This window comes from Pseudomonas rhodesiae (assembly GCF_013285305.1).
GTDB lineage: Bacteria > Pseudomonadota > Gammaproteobacteria > Pseudomonadales > Pseudomonadaceae > Aquipseudomonas > Aquipseudomonas rhodesiae.
Genome location: NZ_CP054205.1, coordinates 1,176,497 through 1,199,674, shown reverse-complemented (window position 1 = coordinate 1,199,674; position 23,178 = coordinate 1,176,497). Strand labels below are relative to the sequence as shown.

General features: G+C 60.2%; 24 protein-coding genes. 10 read left to right on the top strand and 14 right to left on the bottom strand.

Translation table 11 applies throughout. The annotated features are described in order from the left end of the window. Positions 1-6 precede the first annotated feature (6 nt). From lptC to HRH33_RS05265, 8 genes are all read left to right on the top strand, one after another. Complete coding sequence (gene lptC / locus HRH33_RS05300) at positions 7-579, top strand: LPS export ABC transporter periplasmic protein LptC (RefSeq protein WP_034095916.1); 573 nt, start codon at positions 7-9, stop codon at positions 577-579. Further along, a complete protein-coding gene (gene lptA, locus HRH33_RS05295; RefSeq protein WP_034095915.1) occupies positions 566-1,099 on the top strand; it encodes a lipopolysaccharide transport periplasmic protein LptA in 534 nt (177 codons plus the stop codon). Before lptC ends, lptA begins: the two co-directional genes overlap by 14 nt. Continuing rightward, positions 1,099-1,824, top strand: a complete 726-nt coding sequence (gene lptB / locus HRH33_RS05290; protein WP_094065304.1) for an LPS export ABC transporter ATP-binding protein — start codon at positions 1,099-1,101, stop codon at positions 1,822-1,824. Before lptA ends, lptB begins: the two co-directional genes overlap by 1 nt. A 192-nt stretch (positions 1,825-2,016) precedes the next feature. Further along, complete coding sequence (locus tag HRH33_RS05285) at positions 2,017-3,510, top strand: RNA polymerase factor sigma-54 (protein ID WP_034111779.1); 1,494 nt, start codon at positions 2,017-2,019, stop codon at positions 3,508-3,510. 75 nt (positions 3,511-3,585) lie between these two features. Continuing rightward, the gene (hpf, locus tag HRH33_RS05280) at positions 3,586-3,891 is read left to right on the top strand and encodes a ribosome hibernation-promoting factor, HPF/YfiA family (protein WP_034095912.1); all 306 of its coding nucleotides are present in this window, start codon (positions 3,586-3,588) and stop codon (positions 3,889-3,891) included. An 11-nt stretch (positions 3,892-3,902) separates the two neighbouring features. After that, a complete protein-coding gene (ptsN, locus tag HRH33_RS05275) occupies positions 3,903-4,367 on the top strand; it encodes a PTS IIA-like nitrogen regulatory protein PtsN (protein WP_034095911.1) in 465 nt (154 codons plus the stop codon). 2 nt (positions 4,368-4,369) lie between these two features. Next, positions 4,370-5,227, top strand: coding sequence for an RNase adapter RapZ (gene rapZ, locus HRH33_RS05270; protein ID WP_034095910.1), 858 nt, complete (start codon positions 4,370-4,372; stop codon positions 5,225-5,227). 16 nt (positions 5,228-5,243) lie between these two features. Then, a complete protein-coding gene (locus tag HRH33_RS05265; RefSeq protein WP_034095909.1) occupies positions 5,244-5,516 on the top strand; it encodes an HPr family phosphocarrier protein in 273 nt (90 codons plus the stop codon). Between the two features lie 12 nt (positions 5,517-5,528). Here the strand turns inward: HRH33_RS05265 and HRH33_RS05260 are convergent, their stop codons facing one another. From HRH33_RS05260 to pmbA, 6 genes are all read right to left on the bottom strand, one after another. Beyond that, the gene (locus tag HRH33_RS05260; RefSeq protein WP_167417299.1) at positions 5,529-6,422 is read right to left on the bottom strand and encodes a ZIP family metal transporter; all 894 of its coding nucleotides are present in this window, start codon (positions 6,420-6,422) and stop codon (positions 5,529-5,531) included. Between the two features lie 33 nt (positions 6,423-6,455). Then, the gene (locus HRH33_RS05255) at positions 6,456-7,067 is read right to left on the bottom strand and encodes a superoxide dismutase (RefSeq protein ID WP_167417300.1); all 612 of its coding nucleotides are present in this window, start codon (positions 7,065-7,067) and stop codon (positions 6,456-6,458) included. A gap of 1 nt (position 7,068) precedes the next feature. After that, positions 7,069-7,497, bottom strand: a complete 429-nt coding sequence (locus tag HRH33_RS05250; protein ID WP_034136986.1) for a hypothetical protein — start codon at positions 7,495-7,497, stop codon at positions 7,069-7,071. A gap of 27 nt (positions 7,498-7,524) precedes the next feature. Then, entirely contained in the window at positions 7,525-8,901 is a 1,377-nt protein-coding gene (locus tag HRH33_RS05245; RefSeq protein WP_094065300.1) for a class II fumarate hydratase, read from the bottom strand. Continuing rightward, positions 8,894-9,289, bottom strand: a complete 396-nt coding sequence (locus tag HRH33_RS05240) for a hypothetical protein (RefSeq protein WP_034095904.1) — start codon at positions 9,287-9,289, stop codon at positions 8,894-8,896. Before HRH33_RS05240 ends, HRH33_RS05245 begins: the two co-directional genes overlap by 8 nt. Positions 9,290-9,441: 152 nt before the next feature. Continuing rightward, positions 9,442-10,788 (bottom strand): metalloprotease PmbA, encoded by a 1,347-nt coding sequence (gene pmbA, locus HRH33_RS05235; RefSeq protein ID WP_034095903.1) that lies wholly within the window; start codon positions 10,786-10,788, stop codon positions 9,442-9,444. A gap of 108 nt (positions 10,789-10,896) precedes the next feature. Between pmbA and yjgA the strand changes: the two genes are divergently transcribed. Continuing rightward, entirely contained in the window at positions 10,897-11,418 is a 522-nt protein-coding gene (gene yjgA / locus HRH33_RS05230; RefSeq protein ID WP_034095902.1) for a ribosome biogenesis factor YjgA, read from the top strand. A gap of 45 nt (positions 11,419-11,463) precedes the next feature. Here the strand turns inward: yjgA and tldD are convergent, their stop codons facing one another. The 8 genes from tldD to mreB form a co-directional block, all read right to left on the bottom strand. After that, entirely contained in the window at positions 11,464-12,906 is a 1,443-nt protein-coding gene (gene tldD, locus HRH33_RS05225) for a metalloprotease TldD (protein WP_167417301.1), read from the bottom strand. 16 nt (positions 12,907-12,922) lie between these two features. Then, on the bottom strand, positions 12,923-13,771 hold the full coding sequence (locus HRH33_RS05220; RefSeq protein WP_167417302.1) for a carbon-nitrogen hydrolase family protein: 849 nt from the start codon (positions 13,769-13,771) through the stop codon (positions 12,923-12,925). Between the two features lie 63 nt (positions 13,772-13,834). After that, positions 13,835-17,650: a YhdP family protein gene (locus HRH33_RS05215; RefSeq protein ID WP_173603372.1), complete on the bottom strand. Its 3,816-nt coding sequence runs from the start codon at positions 17,648-17,650 to the stop codon at positions 13,835-13,837. Between the two features lie 76 nt (positions 17,651-17,726). Then, the gene (gene rng, locus HRH33_RS05210; protein ID WP_010213134.1) at positions 17,727-19,184 is read right to left on the bottom strand and encodes a ribonuclease G; all 1,458 of its coding nucleotides are present in this window, start codon (positions 19,182-19,184) and stop codon (positions 17,727-17,729) included. Positions 19,185-19,254: 70 nt separating this feature from the next. Beyond that, positions 19,255-19,851 (bottom strand): Maf family protein, encoded by a 597-nt coding sequence (locus HRH33_RS05205; protein ID WP_167417304.1) that lies wholly within the window; start codon positions 19,849-19,851, stop codon positions 19,255-19,257. Positions 19,852-19,902: 51 nt separating this feature from the next. Further along, positions 19,903-20,391: a rod shape-determining protein MreD gene (gene mreD / locus HRH33_RS05200; RefSeq protein ID WP_034136979.1), complete on the bottom strand. Its 489-nt coding sequence runs from the start codon at positions 20,389-20,391 to the stop codon at positions 19,903-19,905. Beyond that, complete coding sequence (gene mreC, locus HRH33_RS05195; protein ID WP_167417325.1) at positions 20,391-21,497, bottom strand: rod shape-determining protein MreC; 1,107 nt, start codon at positions 21,495-21,497, stop codon at positions 20,391-20,393. Before mreC ends, mreD begins: the two co-directional genes overlap by 1 nt. Before the next feature lie 140 nt (positions 21,498-21,637). Continuing rightward, complete coding sequence (gene mreB, locus HRH33_RS05190) at positions 21,638-22,675, bottom strand: rod shape-determining protein MreB (RefSeq protein ID WP_002555108.1); 1,038 nt, start codon at positions 22,673-22,675, stop codon at positions 21,638-21,640. Between the two features lie 210 nt (positions 22,676-22,885). Here mreB and gatC point away from each other — a divergent pair, with 210 nt between their 5' ends. Next, positions 22,886-23,173, top strand: a complete 288-nt coding sequence (gatC, locus tag HRH33_RS05185; RefSeq protein ID WP_167417305.1) for an Asp-tRNA(Asn)/Glu-tRNA(Gln) amidotransferase subunit GatC — start codon at positions 22,886-22,888, stop codon at positions 23,171-23,173. Positions 23,174-23,178 lie beyond the last annotated feature (5 nt).

Below are 23,178 nucleotides of genomic sequence, written 5' to 3'. Positions count from 1 at the left end.
CGTTTTATGCTGAGCAAAAAGATTCGCAACTTCCTGTTATTCGGAGTCATCGCCGCGCTGTTCCTGGCGGTGGGCTACTGGAATATCAGCCCGGAGCGGTTTCTCGACCGACCTGTGGCGCAGGTCGACGATGGGGCTATCGACTATTACGCCACCAACGCCTACAGCGTGCAGTTCCTGCCCGATGGCAAGGTGCAATACGAAATGACCTCGGACAAAGTCGAACATTTGAAGGCCAGCGAGGTGACCCTACTGACCAATCCGGACTTGAACCTGTATCGCGGCACGGAGTTTCCGTGGCACGTCACTAGCAAGCGTGGCGAGGTGAACCCCGACGGCACCGAAGTCGAACTGATCGACTCGGTGCGCGTCGCGCGTACCGATGCGCAGAACCGCGACACCATTATTACCAGCAGTCGCATGACCGTATTCCCACAGAAGCAATATGCGCAGACCGAGCAAGACGTTAGAATCGACGGCGCTGGCGGTGTATCGACTGGCAAGGGAATGAAAGCGTATTTGAAAGAAAGCAGGATACACCTGCTATCGAACGTAAGAGGACAGTATGAGGCTCGTTAAAACTCTCCCGATTTTGCTCGGTCTTGGCGCAGCACTGGGAAGCGTGAGCGCCTGGGCTCTGCCGAACGATAGCGAGCAGCCTATCCGCATCCAGGCTGACGATGCTCAGCTGGATGACAAGCAAGGCGTTGCCACTTACAAGGGCGACGTGATCATTATCCAGGGCTCGATGAAGATCACCGGCAACACGGTAACTCTGACGCGCACCCCGGCAGGCGACATCGACGTGGTGACGTCGGTGGGCAACCTTGCCTACTTCGAACAGAAGCAAAAGGCAGAAGATCCAGGCCCGATGAAGGGCTATGGCAAGACCATCCAGTATCATGCGCAGCAGAACCGCATTGTGCTGATCGATCAGGCCAAGGTGCTGAGCGCCGACGGTAACTCCACCGAAGGCGAGAAGATCGTGTACAACACCAAGACTCAGGTCGCCCAGGCGGGCCGCGCCAACGGCACCAAGGTCAGCGCACCGCGCCCACGCATCGACATGGTTATCCAGCCGAAGAAGAAGGCCGAGTAATGGCAACCCTGAAAGCCCAGCATCTGGCCAAGGCCTATAAAAGCCGTCAGGTTGTGCGCGATGTCAGCCTGTCGATCGACAGCGGCCAGATCGTCGGCTTGCTCGGCCCCAACGGTGCCGGCAAGACCACCTGTTTCTACATGATCGTCGGCCTGGTTCAAGCGGACCAAGGCCGCGTGCTGATTGACGATCTGGACGTCAGCCACCAACCGATGCACGGTCGCGCCCGCGCCGGTATCGGCTATCTTCCGCAAGAAGCGTCGATCTTCCGCAAACTCTCGGTCGCCGACAACATCATGGCGATCCTGGAGACTCGCAAGGAGCTTGACCGCGATGGCCGTCGCGCGGAGCTGGAAAGCCTGCTGCAGGAATTCCACATCAACCACATTCGCGACAACCTTGGCATGAGCCTGTCCGGTGGTGAGCGTCGTCGCGTGGAAATTGCTCGCGCACTGGCCACCGCGCCCAAGTTCATCTTGCTGGACGAACCGTTTGCCGGCGTCGACCCTATTTCGGTTGGCGATATCAAACAGATCATCCATCACCTCAAGGCCAAGGGCATCGGGGTATTGATTACCGACCATAACGTACGTGAGACCCTCGATATCTGCGAAACCGCCTATATCGTCAACGATGGTCAACTGATCGCCGAAGGCGATGCCGCCACCATCCTGGCCAACGAACTGGTCAAGGAAGTGTACCTGGGCCACGAGTTCCGCCTGTAAACAGCCTTTAACAAGGCGTTGGCAGGACGTTAGCCTGGTGCGCGGATGCAATGAAAGCCTCTGGATTTTTATTGTTACCGCGCTCTAGGCAAAGCCCCCGATATCAGGCATATAATTTGCTTATGTTTGGCGCTCACGCGCCCTGTCGTGGATGGCGCATTGCGCCGGCGAATAAGGTGTTAAGCCCCTGCCATGAAACCATCGCTAGTCCTGAGAATGGGCCAGCAGCTGACGATGACACCGCAGCTGCAACAGGCCATCCGCCTGCTCCAATTGTCGACCTTGGACCTGCAACAGGAGATCCAGGAAGCTCTGGAGTCCAATCCGATGCTCGAACGCCAGGAAGAAGGCGACGACTTCGATAATGCAGATCCGTTGGCTGACAACATCGAGCAAAAACCCAACTCCGATGTGCAGGAACCCTCCTATCAGGAAACCGCCCCGACGGTGGATAACCTGGAGGAAGGTGAATGGAACGAGCGTATTCCCAACGAGCTTCCCGTGGACACTGCCTGGGAAGACGTCTACCAGACCAGCGCCAGCAGCCTGCCCAGCAGCGACGATGACGAGTGGGATTTCACCACCCGGACGTCCGCCGGCGAAAGCCTGCAAAGCCACCTGTTGTGGCAGTTGAACCTGGCGCCGATGTCGGACACCGATCGGCTGATCGCCGTGACCCTGATCGACTGCATCAACAACCAGGGCTATCTGGACGAAACCCTTGAGGAGATCCTTGAGGCCTTCGACCCGGAACTGGATATCGAGCTGGACGAAATCGAAGCCGTCCTGCACCGCATCCAGCAGTTCGAGCCTGCCGGCATTGGCGCCCGCAGCCTCAGCGAGTGCCTGCTGCTGCAATTGCGTCAGTTGCCCGCCAAGACCCCTTGGCTCAGCGAAGCCCAGCGTTTGGTCACCGATTACATCGATCTGCTGGGCAGCCGCGACTACAGCCAACTGATGCGACGCATGAAGCTCAAGGAAGACGAGCTGCGCCAGGTCATCGAGCTGGTGCAAAGCCTCAACCCTCGCCCAGGCTCGCAGATCGAGTCCAGCGAAGCCGAATACGTTGTCCCGGACGTTATCGTACGCAAGGACAACGAGCGCTGGCTGGTGGAGCTGAATCAGGAATCGGTGCCGCGCCTGCGCGTCAATCCGCAATATGCCGGGTTCGTGCGCCGCGCCGATACCAGCGCCGATAACACCTTCATGCGCAATCAGCTGCAAGAAGCGCGCTGGTTCATCAAGAGCCTGCAAAGCCGCAATGAAACCCTAATGAAAGTCGCCACCCAGATCGTCGAGCATCAGCGCGGCTTCCTGGAATACGGCGACGAAGCGATGAAACCGCTGGTGCTGCATGACATCGCCGAGGCGGTCGGCATGCACGAGTCGACAATTTCACGGGTGACCACGCAGAAATTCATGCATACCCCACGGGGTATTTATGAGCTGAAATACTTTTTCTCCAGCCATGTCAGCACTTCCGAAGGCGGCGAATGCTCGTCCACGGCGATCCGCGCGATCATCAAAAAACTGGTTGCCGCGGAAAATCAGAAAAAGCCGTTGAGTGACAGCAAGATCGCTGGTTTACTGGAGGCACAAGGCATTCAGGTCGCCCGTCGAACCGTCGCCAAATATCGCGAATCCCTTGGGATCGCGCCTTCCAGCGAGCGTAAGCGTTTGATGTGACGGGCGGGCCATAGCGTTCCAGTGGCAGGCATCCCGGCCTGCCGCTTTATGCACTGGCAACGAAGGAGAAGCTGTATGCAAGTCAACATCAGTGGACACCAGCTGGAAGTCACCAAGCCCCTGCGTGAGTACACCGAGAGCAAGCTGAACAAGCTTGCGGGGCATTTCGACAAAATTACCAATGTGCAGGTCATCATGGAGGTCGATAAGCTCAAGCAGAAAATCGAGGCCACCCTGCACATACCGAATGCCAAAGTCGTCGCCAATGCCGAACATGACGACATGTATGCCGCGATTGACTCGCTGTACGAAAAGCTCGACCGCCAACTCATAAAGCATAAGGAAAAGAATCTGCACCTGATGCAAGGTACAGGTCGTTAACTCTCCCCCCCATGATCCGACTTGAAACTATCCTGACCCCCGGCCGTTCCCTCGTGAACGTGCCGGGCGGCAGCAAGAAAAAAGCCCTCGAACAAATTGCCAACCTGATCGCCCGCGAAGTGCCGGATCTGGAGATGCAAGATGTCTTCGAGGCGCTCGTCGCCCGTGAAAAACTGGGCTCCACCGGTTTTGGTAACGGCATCGCGATTCCACACTGCCGCCTCAAAGGCTGCGCAGATCCGATAAGCGCTCTGATACATCTGGAAGCCCCCATCGATTTCGACGCCATCGACGGCGCACCGGTCGACCTGCTGTTTGTCCTGCTGGTCCCGGAAGCTGCCACCGATGCGCATCTGGAGCTGCTTCGGCAGATCGCCAGCATGCTTGATCGCAAGGAAGTACGTAACAGACTACGCAGCGCCAGCAGCAATGAAGCGCTCTATCAGGTTGTTCTGGATGAACAAAACGAGAAGTAATCATGCGTTTGATCATCGTCAGTGGCCGCTCCGGCTCTGGTAAAAGTACTGCCCTGAATGTTCTGGAGGACAGTGGCTTTTATTGCATCGACAACCTGCCCGCCGGGTTGCTGCCGGAATTGGCCGAACGCGCATTGATCCATACTGAGCTAGCGCAGCCGCTGGTTGCCGTGTCGATCGATGCCCGCAACTTGCCCAGCCACCTTTCCCGGTTCCCTGAGCTGTTGGAGGAAGTGCGCGCCAAGCATATTCACTGCGATGTGCTGTACCTGGATGCCGACGAGGAGACCCTGCTTAAGCGCTTCTCCGAAACCCGGCGGCGCCACCCGCTCAGCAGCCCCCACCGCTCCCTTGCCGAAGCGATTGAGGACGAGACCAAGCTGCTGGGGCCGATCATCGATCTGGCCGACCTGAAGATCAACACCACCAGCCTCAACCTGTATCAACTGCGCGATGCCATCAAGCTGCGGCTGCTGAACCAGCCGGAGCCTGGTACGGCCTTTCTGGTGGAGTCCTTCGGGTTCAAGCGCGGCATGCCGGTAGACGCCGATCTGGTGTTCGATGTGCGTTGCCTGCCGAACCCTTACTGGAAGCCGGAATTGCGTGATCAGTCCGGGCTGGATCAGCCGGTCGCTGATTACCTGGCGGCGCAACCGGATGTGGAGGAGATGTTCCAGGACATCTCCACTTACCTGCTCAAGTGGCTGCCACGTTTTGCCGCAAGCAACCGAGCCTATGTGACCATCGCCATCGGCTGCACCGGCGGCCATCACCGCTCGGTTTACCTGACGGAGCGCCTGGGTCAGGTGCTGCAACAAACCCTCAAGAACGTCCAGGTTCGCCACCGCGACCTCAGCTGAAAGGAACACTCACGCGATGCCCGCTCGTGAAATTGAAATCATCAACAAGCTGGGCCTCCACGCCCGGGCCTCGGCAAAATTTGTCGGCGTTGCTGGAAAATACCCCTGCAAAATCCGCGCAGGACGCACGCCGGAGTCGATGGTTGATGGCAAAAGCATCATGGCGATGATGATGCTGGCGGCCGGCAAGGGCACTACGATTCACCTGGAGACCGAAGGCGATCAAGAAAAAGAGGCAATGGACGCCTTGGTGGAGTTGATCAACAACTTCTTCGACGAAGGGGAATAACCTCCCGGCGCTTTATCCCAACGCGGTATCCATCGCCATCATCACGCAAAACCCGATACATAGCCCCAGGCTGGCTAGCTTTTCGTGGCCATTGCGCCGCGACTCCGGGATCACTTCGTGAGTGACCACCAGCAGCATCGCCCCAGCGGCCAGCGCCAGCCCAAGGGGCAGCAGCATTTCCGCCAGGCTTACCAGCCAGGCGCAGAGCACGGCAAACACGGGTTCGACCAGCCCCGACGCGGCGCCGATCATGAAGGCCTTGACCCGCGACATGCCCGCACCCGCCAGCACCAACGCAATCACCAAGCCTTCGGGTACGTCCTGCAAAGCAATGCCCATGGCCAGGCTATCGGCATCCGGCATACCGCCCCCCGCCGATACGCCCACCGCCATGCCTTCCGGAATGTTGTGGGCAATGATCGCAAACACAAACAGCCAGATGCGTGGCGCAATCACCGGGTGCTCCGGCGTACCCACCAGCATTTCCGGGCTGGCGCCTGAGACCTTGCGGTCAACCAAATAAAGCCCGAACGCCCCCAGCATGATCCCGAAGCTGACTAGGCCACTGGCCCCCCAGGGCGAAAGCCCAAGACTTTCAGCTGCCGCGATGCCCGGCACCACCAGCGAAAACGCGGTGGCAGCCAGCATCACACCCGCCCCGAAGCCTAGCAACGTATCGTTCAAGGCAGCCGGCATGCGCTTTATCACCAATACCGGCACCGCGCCCAGTGCAGTGCCCAGGGCGCAAATCGAACCACCCTGCAGCGCCCGCAGGATGCGCGGTTCCAAGTCGAGCCAGGCCAGACCATGGGCCACCAGCAATGCAGTACCTGCCAACAGCAGCAGCGAGCCAAATGCATAACGAAACAATCGCACGCTGCCGATCGCCAGAGTGTCAGTGCCCATAGTCGGCCTTAGTGCTTGTCATGGAGAGACGCATCAAGCCATGGCAGCCTGATAGCGGGCGGCGACTTCTGGCCAGTTGATAACACTGTAGAAGGCATTGATGTATTCCGGGCGGCGGTTCTGATAGCGCAGGTAATACGCGTGCTCCCAGACGTCCAGGCCAAGGATCGGCGTGTTGCCATTCATCAGCGGGCTGTCCTGATTGCCGCTGCTTTCCACCACCAGTGTCTTCTGCGGGGTGACGCTCAACCAGGCCCAGCCACTGCCGAAGCGGGTCAGCGCCGCTTTGGTAAACGCCTCTTTGAAACGCTCGAAACCGCCCAACTGCTGGTCAATTGCCTGACCCAGCACGCCCTCCGGTTTGCCGCCGCCCTGGGGCGACATCACTTCCCAGAACAAAGAATGGTTGGCGTGCCCGCCCCCTTGGTTGATCACAGCCCCGCGCAGTCTTTCCGGCAGTTGTTGTACGCTGGCGACCAGTTTTTCGACCGGCCATTCCGCGAACTCAGTGCTTTGCACCGCTGCATTGAGGTTATTGATGTAAGTCTGATGGTGCTTGGTGTAGTGAATTTCCATGGTTTGCGCATCAATGTGCGGCTCCAGGGCATCATAGGCATAAGGCAAGGCAGGCAAGGTGTAAGCCATATCAGTGTGCTCCGTAGTGAGGCGTGGTCGGTTGGGCTGCGGCACCTCCGAGCAAGCGATGGGTACGCGGGTACTCGCCGTGCTCGCTGATGAAATTCAACAGTTCAACGTAGGTTTTGCTGCTCTGGCGCGCTGCGGCCTCACGCAGTTGCGGGGTGAGGCGTGGGTCCTGCATGGTCTGCAGCAAGCGTTGGTGAATGGCGCACAAGTACTCCGCGCTTTCTTCCGGCTGGTTGAGGCGCAGGTGCAGGTCCGCGAGGTTGTGATGGGAAATCACGCAGGCTGCCACGGCCTCGTCGGCATCCGCCCAGCGTTCGAACAGCACCTGGGCCAGGGCAAGGGCCTGCAGATACGCCTCGCGCGCGTCCACCCATTCGCCCTGCATGAAGCATCGATTAGCCCGTTCGATCGTGCGTTTCCAGTGCTCCATGGTGAGCCTCCAAAGCAGGGCGGGTGATTACACGCCGCCGGCGGTGAGTTTTTCCGGGTCCAACAGCGTTTCCAATTGGCTGCGCGGCAAATCGGTGTGTTCAAGCGCCACATCGAGCACCGGACGCCCCTGCTGATAGGCCTTCTTGGCGATTTCAGCGGCTTTCTGGTAACCGATGATCGGGTTGAGCGCCGTCACCAGAATGGGATTGCGCGATAACGCCTCGTTGAGCTTGGCTTCGTTGACCTTGAAGCTGGCGATGGCTTTATCGGCCAGCAGGCGGCTGGAGTTGGCCAGCAGTTGCAGGCTGTTGAGCAGGTTCTGGGCAATGACCGGCAGCATCACGTTCAACTCGAAATTGCCGGACTGACCGGCGACGGTGATCACGGCGTCATTGCCGATCACCTGCGCTGCGACCATGGCGGTCGCTTCCGGAATCACCGGATTGACCTTGCCCGGCATGATCGACGAGCCCGGTTGCAGCCCCTCCAACTCGATCTCACCCAGACCTGCCAGCGGACCGGAGTTCATCCAGCGCAGGTCATTGGCGATTTTCATCAGCGACACCGCAGTGGCTTTCAACTGACCGGAAACGGCGACGGCGGTGTCCTGGGAGCCAATCAATGCAAACAGGTCCTTGCCCGGCGTGAACTTAACGCCGGTCAGGCTGCTGAGTTGCTGGCTGAAGCGCGCCGCGAATTGCGGATGCGCGTTGATGCCAGTGCCCACCGCAGTCCCGCCTTGGGCCAAGGCTTGCAGGCTGGGCAGCAAATCCTGCAAGTGGCCGATATTGGCCTTGAGTTGCTGCGCCCAACCGTTGAGTACCTGGCTCATGCGCACGGGCATAGCGTCCATCAGGTGCGTACGGCCGGTCTTGATAAAGGGGTGAACCTCTTCAGCCTTGTGTTCGATCACCTGCACCAGATGCAGCAGGGCCGGCAGTGTTTGCTCATGCAGGACCAGTGCGGCACTCACATGGATAGTGGTGGGAATGATGTCGTTGCTGCTCTGGCCACAATTCACATGGTCATTGGGGTTGACCGCCTCACCCAGCAAACGGCTGGCCAAGGTTGCAATCACTTCATTGGCATTCATATTGGAGCTGGTGCCGGAGCCGGTCTGGAAGATATCCACCGGAAAATGGCGCATGTAATCGCCTTCCAGCAAGCCCTGGGCGGCATCGACGATGGCCTTGCCCTGCCCTTCGCTGATTTGCTTGAGCTCCACGTTCACCTTGGCAGCCGCCGCTTTGGCCAGGATCAGCGCGCGAATGAACTGCGCGGGCATTGGCTGATGGCTGATCGGGAAATTGTTCACCGCGCGTTGGGTCTGGGCGCCATACAGGGCGTCGGCGGGGACATGCAGTTCGCCCATGCTGTCGCGTTCGATACGGGTGTTACTCATCGGAAGATCCTTGCACCAGGTCAGAAACAGAAAGGGACGGCAGCAACTGGCACGTTGCCAACTGCCAGGCAAAGGCCTGCCAGCGCTTGAGGCGACAGGCGCAATGAGAGAGTTTTTCCAGGTCGCGCAACGGGCGCCAGGCTTGATCCAGACACAGTGATCGCCAGTGCCAGGGCAAGGCGATATCACTGGCGGTGTCGATCAACAGGCGAAACGAGGTTTCAGCGATGGTCCACGGGTGCGTTGCCGTGCAGCACGCCAGGTATCGACCCTCGCTGAGGTAATGTTCGATCAGCCGCGGCTCGTTGGGGTCCAGACCGCAGCGGATCTGACGGCTCATCCAGCGCCAACTTTCCAGGTAAGGATCCTCGTGCAGGACAGAATTCATGATCCACGCTCGCTCGATAATGATATTTATTATTAAATGATATTGAGAATCAAAACAAGCTTGAGCGTTAAGTCGACTTTTCAGCCGCCCACAAAAAAGGCGCGCCATCTGTGAGATGGCGCGCCTTTTTTGTGGGCGGTCAGTCGGAAGGATCAGCTGCCGGCGACAGTCATCCGCTCAATCAATACCGAACCGGTGTGGATGTTGCTGCGCCGCTCTACGTCATTTCCCACCGCAATGATTTGCTTGAACATGTCACGCATATTGCCAGCAATGGTGACTTCCTGGACGGCAAACTGAATCTCGCCGTTCTCCACCCAGAACCCCGCCGCGCCGCGCGAATAGTCACCGGTGACCATGTTCAGGCCATGGCCCATCAACTCGGTGACCAGCAGGCCGCGGCCCATACGCCGCAACAGCGCCGCCTGATCTTCATCGCCGTGGGTCACGAACAGGTTATGCACGCCCCCCGCATTCGCGGTGCTGGGCAAACCGAGCTTGCGACCGGAATAAGTACCCAGCACATAGGACACCAACTCGCCTTTCTCGACGAACGGCTTGGCATAGGTCGCCAGGCCATCACCGTCGAACGAGGTGCTGCCCATGGCACGCATCAAGTGCGGGCGCTCATCGATGGTCAGCCATTCTGGAAACAGCGTTTGGCCGATTGCCCCTTCCAGGAACGAGGATTTGCGATACAGATTGCCGCCGGAAATCGCCCCGAGGAAACTGCCGAACAAACCGCCGGCCAGTTCCGCAGAAAACAGGACCGGCACTTCGCAGGTCGGCACCGGACGCGCGCCCAGGCGGCTCGCGGCACGCTGCGCGGCCTTCTGGCCGATGCTGACAGGGTCAGCCAGGAGTTCGCCCTGACGGTTCACGTCATACCAGTAATCCCGCTGCATCTGGCCATTGGCCTCGGCGATCATCACGCAGCTCAAACTATGGCGAGTGGACGCGTAACCGCCGATAAAACCGTGGCTGTTGCCGTATACACGGCAGCCTTGGTGGGTATTGAGCGTGGTGCCATCGGCGTTCTTGATCCGAGAATCGGCGTCAAACGCTGCGGCCTCACAGACCAGCGCCTGCTCGATGGCCTGTTCCGGGGTGATGTCCCAGGCATGAAACAGATCAAAGTCCTTCACATCCTTGGCCATCAGGGCTTTATCGGCCAGACCCGAACTTTCATCCTCGGAAGTGTGCTTGGCGATCGCCAATGCAGCGGCGACCGTCTCGCGGATAGCCTCCGCGCCACTGGCCGAGGTACTCGCCGAACCTTTGCGCTGCCCCACATACAAGGTGATGCCAAACCCTTGGTCGCGATTGAACTCAACGGTTTCCACTTCCCGCTGACGCACCGACGTCGACAGCCCCTGCTCCAGCGACACCGCGACTTCACAGGCACTGGCCCCCTGGCGCTTGGCCTCGGCAAGAATCTGCTCGACTTGTTCCTGCAGTGCCGGTAACGCTTGCGGACCGACGCTCTGGGCTGCACTCATGGTTTTCTCCACTCAAATTCTGCTTTCGGTTAAGGCCATCGAGCGACCGGGCCGGACAAGCGGCCCCCGACTGGTTATCATGGCGGCGTTTCTTTGCGGACTGCCACCATGGTTGATTCTTACGACGACTCCCTCGATGGGGAGAAAAGCAAATCCCAGGTCAAACGTGAGCTGCATGCTCTGGTTGACCTCGGCGAGCGCCTTACAACGCTCAAAAAAGACTTGATTGCCAAATTGCCACTGACCGACGAAATGCGCCGGGCGCTTGCGGATGCGCCCAAGCACACCTCGAATATCGCGCGCAAACGGCATATCTCGTTTATCGGCAAGCTGATGCGCGATCAGGACATTGACGCCATTCTCACCTTGCTCGATCAAACCGATGCCTCCACTCGCCAGTACAACGAACGCTTCCATAACCTGGAGCGTTGGCGTGACCGCCTGATCACGGGCGATGACGCGGTGCTGGAGAAGTTCGTGCTGGACTACCCGGACGCGGACCGCCAACAACTGCGCTCCCTGATCCGTCAGGCCCAGCACGAGCTGGCGCATAACAAGGCGCCGGCCACCAGCCGTAAAATCTTCAAGTACATCCGTGAGCTGGACGAGACTCAACGCGGCCTGCGCTGATCCTCTTCCCCGGGTGGCGGCCTTCGCCACCCGAAGCTCCCGTGCTTACGAGCCCGTGCCCCCCACGGTGATCGCATCAATCTTCAGCGTTGGCTGGCCGACACCCACCGGCACCGACTGCCCATCTTTACCGCACGTACCCACGCCGCTGTCCAGGGACAGATCGTTACCCACCATGGACACCTTGCTCATGGCTTCCGGCCCGTTGCCGATCAACGTGGCGCCTTTGACCGGCGCGGTGATTTTGCCGTCCTCGATCAAATACGCCTCGCTGGTGGAAAACACGAACTTACCGCTGGTGATATCCACCTGGCCGCCGCCAAGGTTGGCGCAGTAGATGCCGCGTTTGACCGAGGCGATGATCTCCGCCGGGTCGCTTTCGCCTGCGAGCATGTAGGTGTTGGTCATGCGCGGCATCGGCAGGTGCGCATAGGATTCGCGCCGACCGTTACCGGTGCGCGCCACACCCATCAGACGCGCGTTGAGCTTGTCCTGCATATAGCCCTTGAGCACGCCGTTTTCGATCAGGGTGGTGCACTCCGTGGGGGTGCCTTCGTCGTCCACGCTCAGCGAACCACGGCGACCGGCGAGGGTACCGTCGTCGACGATGGTGCACAGTGTGGACGCCACGCGCTCGCCCATGCGCCCGCTGTAGGCCGAGCTGCCCTTGCGGTTGAAGTCGCCTTCCAGGCCGTGGCCCACCGCTTCGTGAAGCAACACCCCGGACCAACCCGACCCCAGCACCACTGGCAACGTGCCCGCTGGCGCCGGAATGGCTTCCAGATTCACCAATGCCTGACGCAGTGCTTCACGGGCATAGCCCATGGCACGATCTTCATTGAGGAAATAACGGTAATCGGTTCGCCCGCCACCACCATGGCCGCCGCGCTCGCGACGGCCGTTCTGCTCGACGATCACGCTGACGTTGAAGCGCACCAGCGGCCGCACATCCGCCGCCAGGCTGCCATCGGTAGACGCCACCAATATGCGCTCCCACACACCGGCCATGCTGACGCTGACCTGCTGGATACGCGGGTCGAGGGCGCGAGTGGCGGCGTCGACACGCTTGAGCAGCTCGACCTTCTCGGCACGGCTGATCACTTCCAAAGGGTTATCCGGTGCGTATAGCTGGGCTACGTCCTGAGTGCTGAACGCCTGCACCGTGCCATGCTGGCCGGCGCGGGAAATCGAGCGCGCCGCGCGAGCCGCCAGACCCAGGGCTTCCAGAGTAATGGCGTTGCTGTAGGCAAAGCCGGTTTTTTCACCGGACTGCGCACGCACGCCCACGCCTTGGTCAAGGTTGAAACTGCCTTCCTTGACGATGCCGTCTTCCAGGGACCAGGACTCGGAAATCTGCCCCTGGAAATACAGGTCGGCCGCGTCGATGCCCGGCCCGGCCAGATCACCCAGCACCGTTTGCAAGTTTTCGATGGTCACGCCACCGGGTGCCAGGAGGTGTTCACTGACTGAGGACAACAACTCGCTCATAGATTTGGCCTTAAATTCATCGTTCCGAAGCAGGCCGCTGTGCGCCCTGCGAGAAAAAGCGCCGGTGGTTGACCACCGGCATGCGCGCCCGAATCGACGCTTGTTCACTGCTGTCGCGAGCGGCTAACAGCACCGCTTCGCCTTGATCCTGTTGTGCCAGCATCCGTCCCCACGGGTCGACAATCGCCGCGTGGCCGTAGGTTTCCCGTGGCCCCGGATGCACACCGCCCTGCGCCGCCGCGAGCAGGTAGCATTGGGTCTCGATGGCCCGTGCCCTAATCAGCACATCCCAATGCGCAGCGCCGGTCACTGCGGTAAACGCCGACGGCGCGGTAATCAGTTCGGCCCCCGCTGCACGCAATTCGCTGTACAGCTCCGGGAAGCGCAGGTCATAACACACCGACAAGCCCAAGCGCCCCACCGGCGTGTCCGCCACCACCACGTTGCTCCCAAAAGCATAGTCGTCGGACTCGCGATAGCGACCTCGCGCATCGGCAACGTCCACATCGAACAGATGCAGCTTGTCGTAACGGGCAACGATTTCGCCATGGTCATCGATCAACAGCGAGCAGGCGTTGGACTTGGCCTGCGGTTGGCCCTCCGGCGGCAACGGCAACGTACCGGCCACTATCCATAAGGTGAGGTCGCGGGCGGCTTGTTTCAACCATGGCAGGATCGGGCCTTCGCCCAGTGCCTCGGCGCGACCGATGTCCGCCACATCGCGACGGCCCATGGCAGCGAAGTTTTCCGGCAAAACCGCCAGTTTCGCCCCGCCCGCCGCCGCTTGCTCAAGCAGGCGCCGAGCCTGCGCCAGGTTGGCCAGCACGTCGCTCTGGCTGACCATTTGAATTACCGCAAAGGACATGGGGACTACTCCGCAATGGACATGCACCAGGAAAAAAGAGCCCCCATGCTACTGCGCAGGGACTCAGTTTGGTTTTTCGAATGGCTTGTCAAAGGTGATTTTGGGGTCCTTCCAGGGTCCTTCCACCTTGTATTGCACACTGGCGAAACGTGACACGCGGTCGCCGATCAGCTTGTCGATCAGGAACAGGGCTCCGCCCACCGCTGGCGCACCGACGATCAATGCGGCAATCGGAAGGTTGTTGGTGACCGGTAACGTCACCAGCAGCTTCGCGTCGACGCGATCGGCCACCAGGTCCAGCGTGCCATTGAGTTCCAGGTTGCTCGACGGCCCAGTCAGGGTGATCGGCTCACGGGTGACGAATACCCCATTGCTGGCCGCCAGCAGGCCTTTGACGCGGTCATAGCTCAACCCCTTGCCGAGCAGGTCGGAGAAGTCCAGACGCAGTCGACGGCCGATGGAGTTGAAGTTGAGCAAGCCAAACACTCGCAGGGCTTGGGCTCCGCCCTCCACTTCGACAAACTGGCCTTTGCGGAAGGTCGCGTCCAGACTGCCGGAGAAGCGCTTCGGCCCCACCCAGGCCGGCGACCCCGGCCAGCGACCGTCCACATCCAGATGGAAGTCCTCGCTGGTCACGGTTGGTGCAAAGCCCCAGCCCTTGAGCACGTCGGCAATGTTTTTGCCGTCCAGGCGACCTTTGTACCAACTGCTGCTATCGCCCGGCGCACCTTCCCAACCACCTGCCCCTTTGAGCTGCATGCCCTTGAGGCCCAGATCCAGATTGTTGAAGGCCAAGCCTTTGGCGGTAGGCCGGATCTTCAGCGACCAGGCCCCTATCAGGTCAGGCCCCTGGAACAACTGATCGATGCTGATATCCAGCGCCGGAATATCCTTGGGATCGATGCTCGCCAACGGGTCCGGCGCATTTTCATCCGCCTGGACGGTCGGATCCACGGCCGGCAGTTTTACGTACTGCAGGTCGACCACAATCGGCGCGCCCTTGGCGTCCGGCAGGCTCACGCGGCCCTTGGCCTGCTGGCTGTCGAGCTGCATGGCCCAGGCTGCGGGTTTGCGGTCCAATTGCAAACTGACCTGATCGAACTGGGTGCCCAGGCCGGTGAGCTTGCCGATTTTGAAATCGGCACTGCTCAGTAGTTGCTTGGCGCTGCCGCCTGGATCGTTGCCGGCGTACTGATTGACCAGTTTTTTCCAAGGGTCGATATCCAGCCCCGAGAGCACGCCACGAATTCGTAAACCCTTGCCACCCGGCAGCACCGCGTCACCATCACCAAGGAACAGCTCACCGCGGCCCTCATTGAATTTGTCCGGCGGCGCGGCGAAGGTGAAGTTCGCCAGCTCGCCGTAGTCGAACCAGTAACGCCGCTCGGCGCCCTGCAAGGTCATGCGGAATGTGCTGTCACGCCCCTGACTGGCCGGCATGCCGAACGGTGCCGGCAAGTCCACCGCCACACCTTTGAGGTTGGAGCTGACCATCAGTTGGCTGTCGGCTCCGTCCAGATTGAGTTGCAACTGGTAGGGGATATCGCCGGACACGGGCAACGGCTGAGTGATTTTCAACCAATCGGTCAGCCGCTTGACCGCGACCTGGCCCTTGGCAACCACGCGGGTGCTGATATTGCCCGGTTTGCCATCAGCGAAGATCTGCGCGGTGACCGGCCGCTCAAACGCCTGGGCGGAGATGTTCTGACCACTGAGCCCCTTGGCGCTGTCGAAACGGAAATCGCCCTTGAGCTGCGTCAGGTCCAGGGTTGGCTCGGCCAACTGCAGGCGTGCCTTGTCGGTCTGGAAATCCACCACGATCTTGGGCTCGGTGCCTTTGGCCAGGGGGATGTCCAGGTCGAGCTTACCTTGCAGATCGCCCTCGCCCTTCCAGCCGGCGAATGTCGACGCCGTGCCGATCGGGGCCTCTTGCAGTATTTTCAAACCGTCGCCCAGGCCGCCGGCGAAATTGCCGGTGAGCAGCAGGTGGCTGTCTTTGCCCGCCGGAGCGTGAGGAATGCTGACGTAGATGTCCTTGACTTGAGTGTCGAGCAACTGGCCCTTGCTGGCCAGAATGCGCACGCCACTCTCCTCGACGAACACCTCGCCATCGACCTTGCTGACATGGGGCCAGCCCGGCTGGAAGGCCAACTCCGCATCATGCACTTTGAAAAACAGGCTGATATTGCGCGCCGCCCGCACCGCATCGTGGTTCAGCGAGCCCTGGTACTGGAAGAAACCTTCGTACACCGCCCCCTTGAGAATCGCCGTGCGCAGCCATTCATCCAGGGCCGGGCTCAATACCGCCGGGAGGTATTTGGGAGTAAAGCGTCCATCACCGTCCACCAGGCCGACGCGCAGGTCCATGTAGTCTTCCTGGCTGTGGTCGAAATGCAGGCGGATCAGGAAGTCGGCGGCAATCTTGCCTTCCTCCCCAAGCACCTTGATGTAAGGCGCAATCAGGGTGAAACCTTGCTTGTCCAGGGTCCACGTGAGGCGCGCATTGGCCTGAATGTACTGCCAGGGCTTGGCGAAGATCGGGTCCAGGTGCAGGGAAAAATCCTTGCTGTCCATGCGTAGCTCGCCATGGCCCAGGTTCCCGCTGATGCTGCCGGATACATTGCGCGCGGCCGGCGCGCCGAAATAGGCATCGAAACCCACGCGTTCGAGGTTGGCGGCGAAACTGACTTTTTCATCGGTGCTGTCCTGGGGGCGGAAGTCCACCAGCACATTACGCAGCAAGCCAGTCGCCTTGAGATGCTCGACGGTTTTGGCGAAACCCTCCGGCAGCGGCGCCAGCGCGTTGAGCAACGGGGTAATGGGAGTCAGGTCCAGCCGATCGGCCTGTAGTTTCCAGACTTCCTGGTCCTTATCGGCGGCCAAGGTCTGCTGCAATTGCAGGCGCGATTCCCAGCGGGTTTCCCCCAGGCTCATCGCCAGCGAATCGAACAGTACTTTGAGGCCTGTCTCGCTGCGTTGCAGATACGCGGTAAGGGCAAGGTTTTCGATATGTACCGGCTTGCGCTCGGCGTAGCTGCCTTTGACCTGAGGCGAATTGAGGCGCGCGACGGCGCTTTGCACGGTGCCGTTGCCCCAGTTCAGCCAGAACTCGCCACCGGCCTTCAATTGCGTGAGTTTCCACTGCTGCGTCAGTCGAGCCGGAATCCACTTGGCCCAGTCGCTCTGAGGCAGGCTCAGGTACGCCTGGATCTCGGCATCCCTCCATTGGCTGGCGCGGATGCGGCTGCGCAGGCTCATGGCCAGCGGCTGGCCGTCGGGCAGGGTCAGGCGCGCGTCGAGGCGCTGGCGGGTCATGCCGGTGTGCAGGCTCAAACCGACGTAAGTCAGGGTCATCGGCGCCTGATCGAAGGGCTGCAAGGTTACCTGGCTGTCGAGCAGCGACACACGCTTGACCATCTGCATGCGGGTCAACAGTTGCTGCGGGTCGAGGGGCTGATCGTCTTGTAGCGGCAAGCCCTGCAAGGCCCAATGGCCGTCCTTGTCTTCCTTGGCACTCAGTTGCAGCCCGCTGAGCTGCAGGTGGGCGATTCGCACTTCACGGGCGGTCAGGCTGGCCCAGATATCCGGCACCACTTCAACCTGATCCAGGCGCAAGGCACTGCTGCCCTCGCCCACCATCACGTCATGGGCGAGCAGCACGGGCGCGAAGCCGCTCCAGCGGCCTTCAAGGCTGCCGATGTGCATGGGCATGCCCAGCGCGGCCTCGGCCTTGGCCTGGACCTCGGCGCGATATTCGGCCACCAGCGGGGTCAATTCACGTCCAAGGCTTACGTACACTGCCGCCAACACCAGCAGCAAGGCGCACAGGCCCAGGCCCCAACGGGTCAAGGCGGCAAAAAAGCGTGTCAGACGCTCCATGTCAGGCGACCCTCAAGGCAGTAGTCGGGCGGCAGGTCAGTGCCGCCGGTCTCATTAAAAAGAAGCGATTGCGGGATCAGAGCAGCACCACGTCGTATTGTTCCTGGGAATACATGGTTTCGACCTGAAAGCGAATCGTGCGACCGATAAACCCCTCAAGTTCGGCGACGTTACCGGACTCTTCATCCAGCAAACGGTCGACCACTTTTTGATTGGCAAGCACTCTATAACCTTCGGCCTGGTAAGCCCGCGCCTCTCGTAAGATTTCCCGGAAAATCTCATAGCAAACCGTTTCAGGGGTTTTCAGCTTTCCACGTCCCTGGCAACTGCTGCACGGTTCGCACAGCACTTGTTCCAGGCTCTCACGGGTGCGCTTGCGGGTCATCTGCACCAAGCCCAACTCGGTGATGCCGATGATATTGGTCTTGGCGTGATCGCGTTCCAGCTGTTTTTCGAGGGTGCGCAACACCTGGCGCTGATGCTCTTCATCTTCCATGTCGATGAAGTCGATGATGATGATGCCGCCCAGGTTGCGCAGGCGCAGTTGGCGGGCGATAGCCGTGGCCGCTTCGAGGTTGGTCTTGAAAATGGTTTCTTCAAGGTTGCGATGGCCGACGAACGCACCGGTGTTGACGTCGATGGTAGTCATGGCCTCTGCCGGGTCCACCACCAGATAGCCACCGGACTTGAGCGGCACCTTGCGCTCCAAGGCTTTCTGGATTTCGTCCTCGACGCCATACAGGTCGAAAATCGGCCGTTCACCGGGGTAGTGCTCCAGGCGGTCAGCGATTTCCGGCATCAGCTCTGCAACGAATTGCGTGGTGCGCTGGAAGGTTTCCCGCGAGTCGATGCGAATTTTCTCAATTTTTGGGCTGACCAAATCGCGCAGGGTACGCAGGGCCAGGCCCAAGTCTTCATAGATCACGCTGGGCGCACCGATAGTCTTGATCTGTGCGCCGATCTGGTCCCACAACCGCCGCAGATAACGGATGTCCATAAGGATCTCGTCAGCGCCGGCCCCTTCGGCGGCAGTGCGCAGGATAAAACCACCTGCTTCCTTGATGCCCTCGGCGGCTACGCAGTCGCTGACCACTTTTTTCAGGCGCTCGCGCTCGGCTTCGTCTTCGATCTTCAGGGATATGCCGACATGCGCGGTACGCGGCATATACACCAGGTAGCGCGACGGAATCGACAGTTGTGTGGTCAGGCGTGCGCCTTTGGAGCCGATGGGGTCCTTGGTGACTTGCACCACCAGGCTCTGCCCTTCGTGCACCAGGGCACTGATGCTTTCGACCGCCGGGCCTTCGCGCAGCGAGATCTCCGAAGCGTGGATGAACGCGGCACGGTCCAGGCCGATGTCGACGAATGCCGCCTGCATCCCCGGCAATACCCGCACGACTTTGCCTTTATAGATATTGCCTACGATCCCGCGTTTCTGAGTACGCTCGACGTGCACTTCTTGCAGAACACCGTTCTCTACCACCGCCACGCGCGATTCCATCGGCGTGATATTGATCAGAATCTCTTCACTCATGGCTGGGTCTCGTTCAGGCGTTTTCACAATAGTGACCGATCGCTTAAGGCTGGGCGCTGGAGTCAGGCGTTCAGCGCACAGTAAGGTTTTGCCAACAGGGTATGCCGAATTGGGCGAGCAGTTGTGCGGTTTCGCACACCGGCAGGCCAACCACAGCGGAATAGCTGCCGTTGAGCCCGGTGACGAAAATCGATCCAAGCCCTTGAATAGCATAGCCGCCCGCCTTGTCCTGGGGCTCGCCACTGCGCCAATAGGCGGTCGCCTCCTCCACGCTAATTGCGCGAAAACGTACCAGGCTGCTGACACATAGCGTTTCACAACGCTGGCCGTCAGTCAGGGCAATCGCGGTCAGAACCTCATGCTCACGCCCTGCCAAGGCCATCAACATGGCCAAAGCGTCGGCCTGATCCACCGGCTTGCCGAGGATCAGGCCGTCCACGATCACAGCGGTATCGGCGCCCAATACACAAACCGCCGAGGCTTGCCCAAGCGCGGCGAAACCTGCCATGGCCTTGCCGCACGCGAGACGCTCGACGTAGGCAACAGCGGATTCATTGGCAAAGGGAGTTTCATCGATAGCGGCACTGACAACGGTGAAAGGCACACCGATCTGAGTCAGCAGTTCACGCCGCCGGGGAGAGCCGGAGGCCAGATAAAGGGTATTCATTGCAGACTCTCCCTGTAGGGTTCGATAACCAGGCAGAGCCTCGCAATCCGTTCAATTGATCTTGTAGCGACGACGTAACCCGCGCAGACCGAAACTGATCCACGGCCACAGCAAGGCACTGACCAGCGCGGGCAACACCAGCGCCAGGGTTGGTTGACGGTTGCCGGTCAGGGCACTGAGCCACAGCTGCACCAACTGCGCCAGGCCAAAAATCACCAGAATCACCAAGCATTGCTGCCACATCGGAAACATGCGCAGACGCTGCTGCAACGACAACACCAGGAACGTAATCAGGGTCAGGATCAACGCGTTCTGGCCCAGCAAGGTGCCATAGAGCACGTCTTCCGCCAAGCCCAGAAACATGGCGGTGACCATGCCCACTTTATGCGGCAGGTTCAGGGACCAGAACGCCAGCAACAGCGCCAGCCAGAGCGGGCGCAGGATCTCCATGAACTGAGGCAGCGGCGACACGCTGAGCAGCAAACCAATGGCAAAGGTCAACCACACTATCCACACATTTCGCGAATGATGACTGGCCATTATTCCTCCCTCTGCCGCGTGGTAGCTGGAGCCGCAGGGGGCTTGGCGGCCGGCGCGCTGGTTGCGGGCGGCTTAGTGGATGCGGGCTTGACCGAATGCGTGCCATGGGCCGCAGGCTTGGCCGGCGTGGCCACGGGGGCAGTCGCTGCCGGGGCTGCTGCTGGAGCCGCGGGGGTTGCCGAAGCGGGCTTGGGCACCGTTGCGGGGACAATCGGCGTGGTGCCGTTCTTTTGGTCTTCCGCCTCCTGGGCCTGCGCGGCATCATTGGCGCGCTCTTCAGGGGTGCGGTTATCGCTGAATACCAGCAACAGGTAGCGGCTGCGGTTCAAGGCAGCGGTAGGCACGGCGCGCACAATGGCGAAGGGCTGGCCGGAATCGTGGATCACTTCCTTGACCGTCGCCACCGGGTAACCCGCCGGAAAGCGCTGACCCAGGCCGGAACTGACCAACAGGTCGCCTTCCTTGATGTCGGCGGTATCGGCCACATGACGCAGCTCCAGGCGCTCGGGGTTGCCGGTGCCGCTGGCAATGGCGCGCAGCCCGTTGCGGTTGACCTGCACAGGAATGCTGTGGGTGGTGTCCGTCAGCAACAGTACCCGCGAGGTGTAGGGCATCAGCTCCACCACCTGGCCCATCAGGCCACGCGCATCCAGCACCGGCTGACCCAGGACCACGCCGTCGCGCTCACCCTTGTTGATGATGATGCGATGGGTAAAGGGGTTGGGGTCCATGCCGATCAACTCGGCCACTTCGACCTTTTCGTTGACCAGCGCAGAAGAATTGAGCAACTCGCGCAGCCGAACGTTCTGCTCGGTCAGGGCCGCGAGCTTTTGCATGCGCCCCTGCAGCAGCAGGTTTTCAGTCTTGAGTTTTTCGTTCTCGGCGACCAGCTCGGTGCGGCTGCCGAATTGGCTGGCCACGCCTTGGTAGAGACGTTGCGGCAGGTCGGTGATCCAGTAAGTCTGCATCAACACCAGCGACATCTGACTGCGCACCGGCTTAAGCAGTGCGAAGCGCGCATCCACCACCATCAGCGCGACCGAAAGCACGACCAGCACCAATAAGCGCACGCCCAATGAGGGGCCTTTGGCGAAAAGCGGTTTAATAGGCCGCTCCTCCCAGGCAAATATTCTCTTTATTCATACGGCATCAAACCGGCCTGGATGCAGATTGAAGAAGATAAACGCCAACAGGCAGCACTGCAAAGTGCTGCCTGCGGGCGACGCATGGGCAAACCAGCAATGTCTTATTCGCTGGAGAGCAGGTCCATGGTGTGTTTATCCATCATTTCCAGTGCACGACCACCGCCCCGGGCAACGCAGGTCAGCGGGTCTTCGGCAACGATCACCGGCAGGCCGGTTTCCTGGGCCAGCAACTTGTCGAGGTCGCGCAGCAAGGCGCCACCACCCGTCAGGACCAGGCCGCGCTCGGCGATATCGGACGCCAATTCCGGCGGCGATTGCTCTAGGGCGCTTTTCACCGCCTGAACGATGGTAGCCAGGGACTCTTGCAGAGCTTCCAGCACTTCATTGGAGTTCAGGGTGAAGGCGCGAGGAACACCTTCGGCCAGGTTGCGACCGCGAACGTCGACTTCACGCACTTCGCCGCCCGGGTAGGCCGTACCGATTTCCTGCTTGATGCGCTCGGCGGTGGATTCGCCGATCAGGCTGCCGTAGTTACGACGCACATAGGTGATGATCGCTTCGTCGAAACGGTCGCCGCCCACGCGGACGGATTCGGCGTACACCACTCCGTTCAGGGAAATCAGGGCGATTTCGGTAGTACCACCACCGATATCCACCACCATCGAACCGCGCGCTTCCTCAACCGGCAGGCCGGCACCGATGGCGGCAGCCATAGGCTCTTCGATCAGGAACACTTCGCGGGCACCGGCGCCGAGGGCCGATTCACGGATGGCACGACGCTCCACCTGGGTGGACTTGCAAGGCACACAGATCAGCACACGAGGGCTGGGCTGCAAAAAACTGTTTTCGTGAACTTTGTTGATGAAGTACTGCAGCATCTTTTCGCAGACGCTGAAGTCGGCGATCACGCCGTCCTTCATCGGACGAATGGCGGCAATATTGCCGGGTGTCCGGCCGAGCATGCGCTTGGCCTCGGTGCCGACGGCAACGACACTTTTCTGATTACCATGGGTCCGAATGGCCACAACCGATGGCTCATTCAGAACGATACCGCGCTCGCGCACGTAAATAAGGGTGTTGGCAGTGCCCAGGTCAATGGAAAGATCGCTGGAAAACATGCCACGCAGTTTCTTGAACATGGGAAAGGGACCCTAGGCAACGCGTGGGTAAAAAAGTGCGGCAAACTCTAACAACGACAGGGATTTTGGGCAAGGCGCCAATGTGCTAAATTGGCCGACTTTCTGTGCACCAACCCCCACAATCGCGGCCGTAAGACCGTAGAAATGCGGTAGTGTTCCGACAATCTAACACACGGACAGCCTCCGTTCTGTTTTCCACAGGAGATTCCCATGGCGCTTGAACGCTCCGACGTGGAAAAAATCGCTCATCTGGCCTCGCTTGGCCTGAATGAAGCCGATCTTCCACAGACCACCGCAGCCCTGAACAGCATTCTCGGGCTGGTTGACCAAATGCAGGCCGTCGACACCGACGGCATCGAGCCCCTGGCTCACCCGCTGGAAGCCAGCCAGCGCCTGCGCGCAGACGTGGTGACCGAGCGCAATAATCGCGAGGCCTACCAGTCCATCGCGCCAGCGGTCGAAAACGGCCTGTACCTGGTTCCGAAAGTCATCGACTAAAGGGA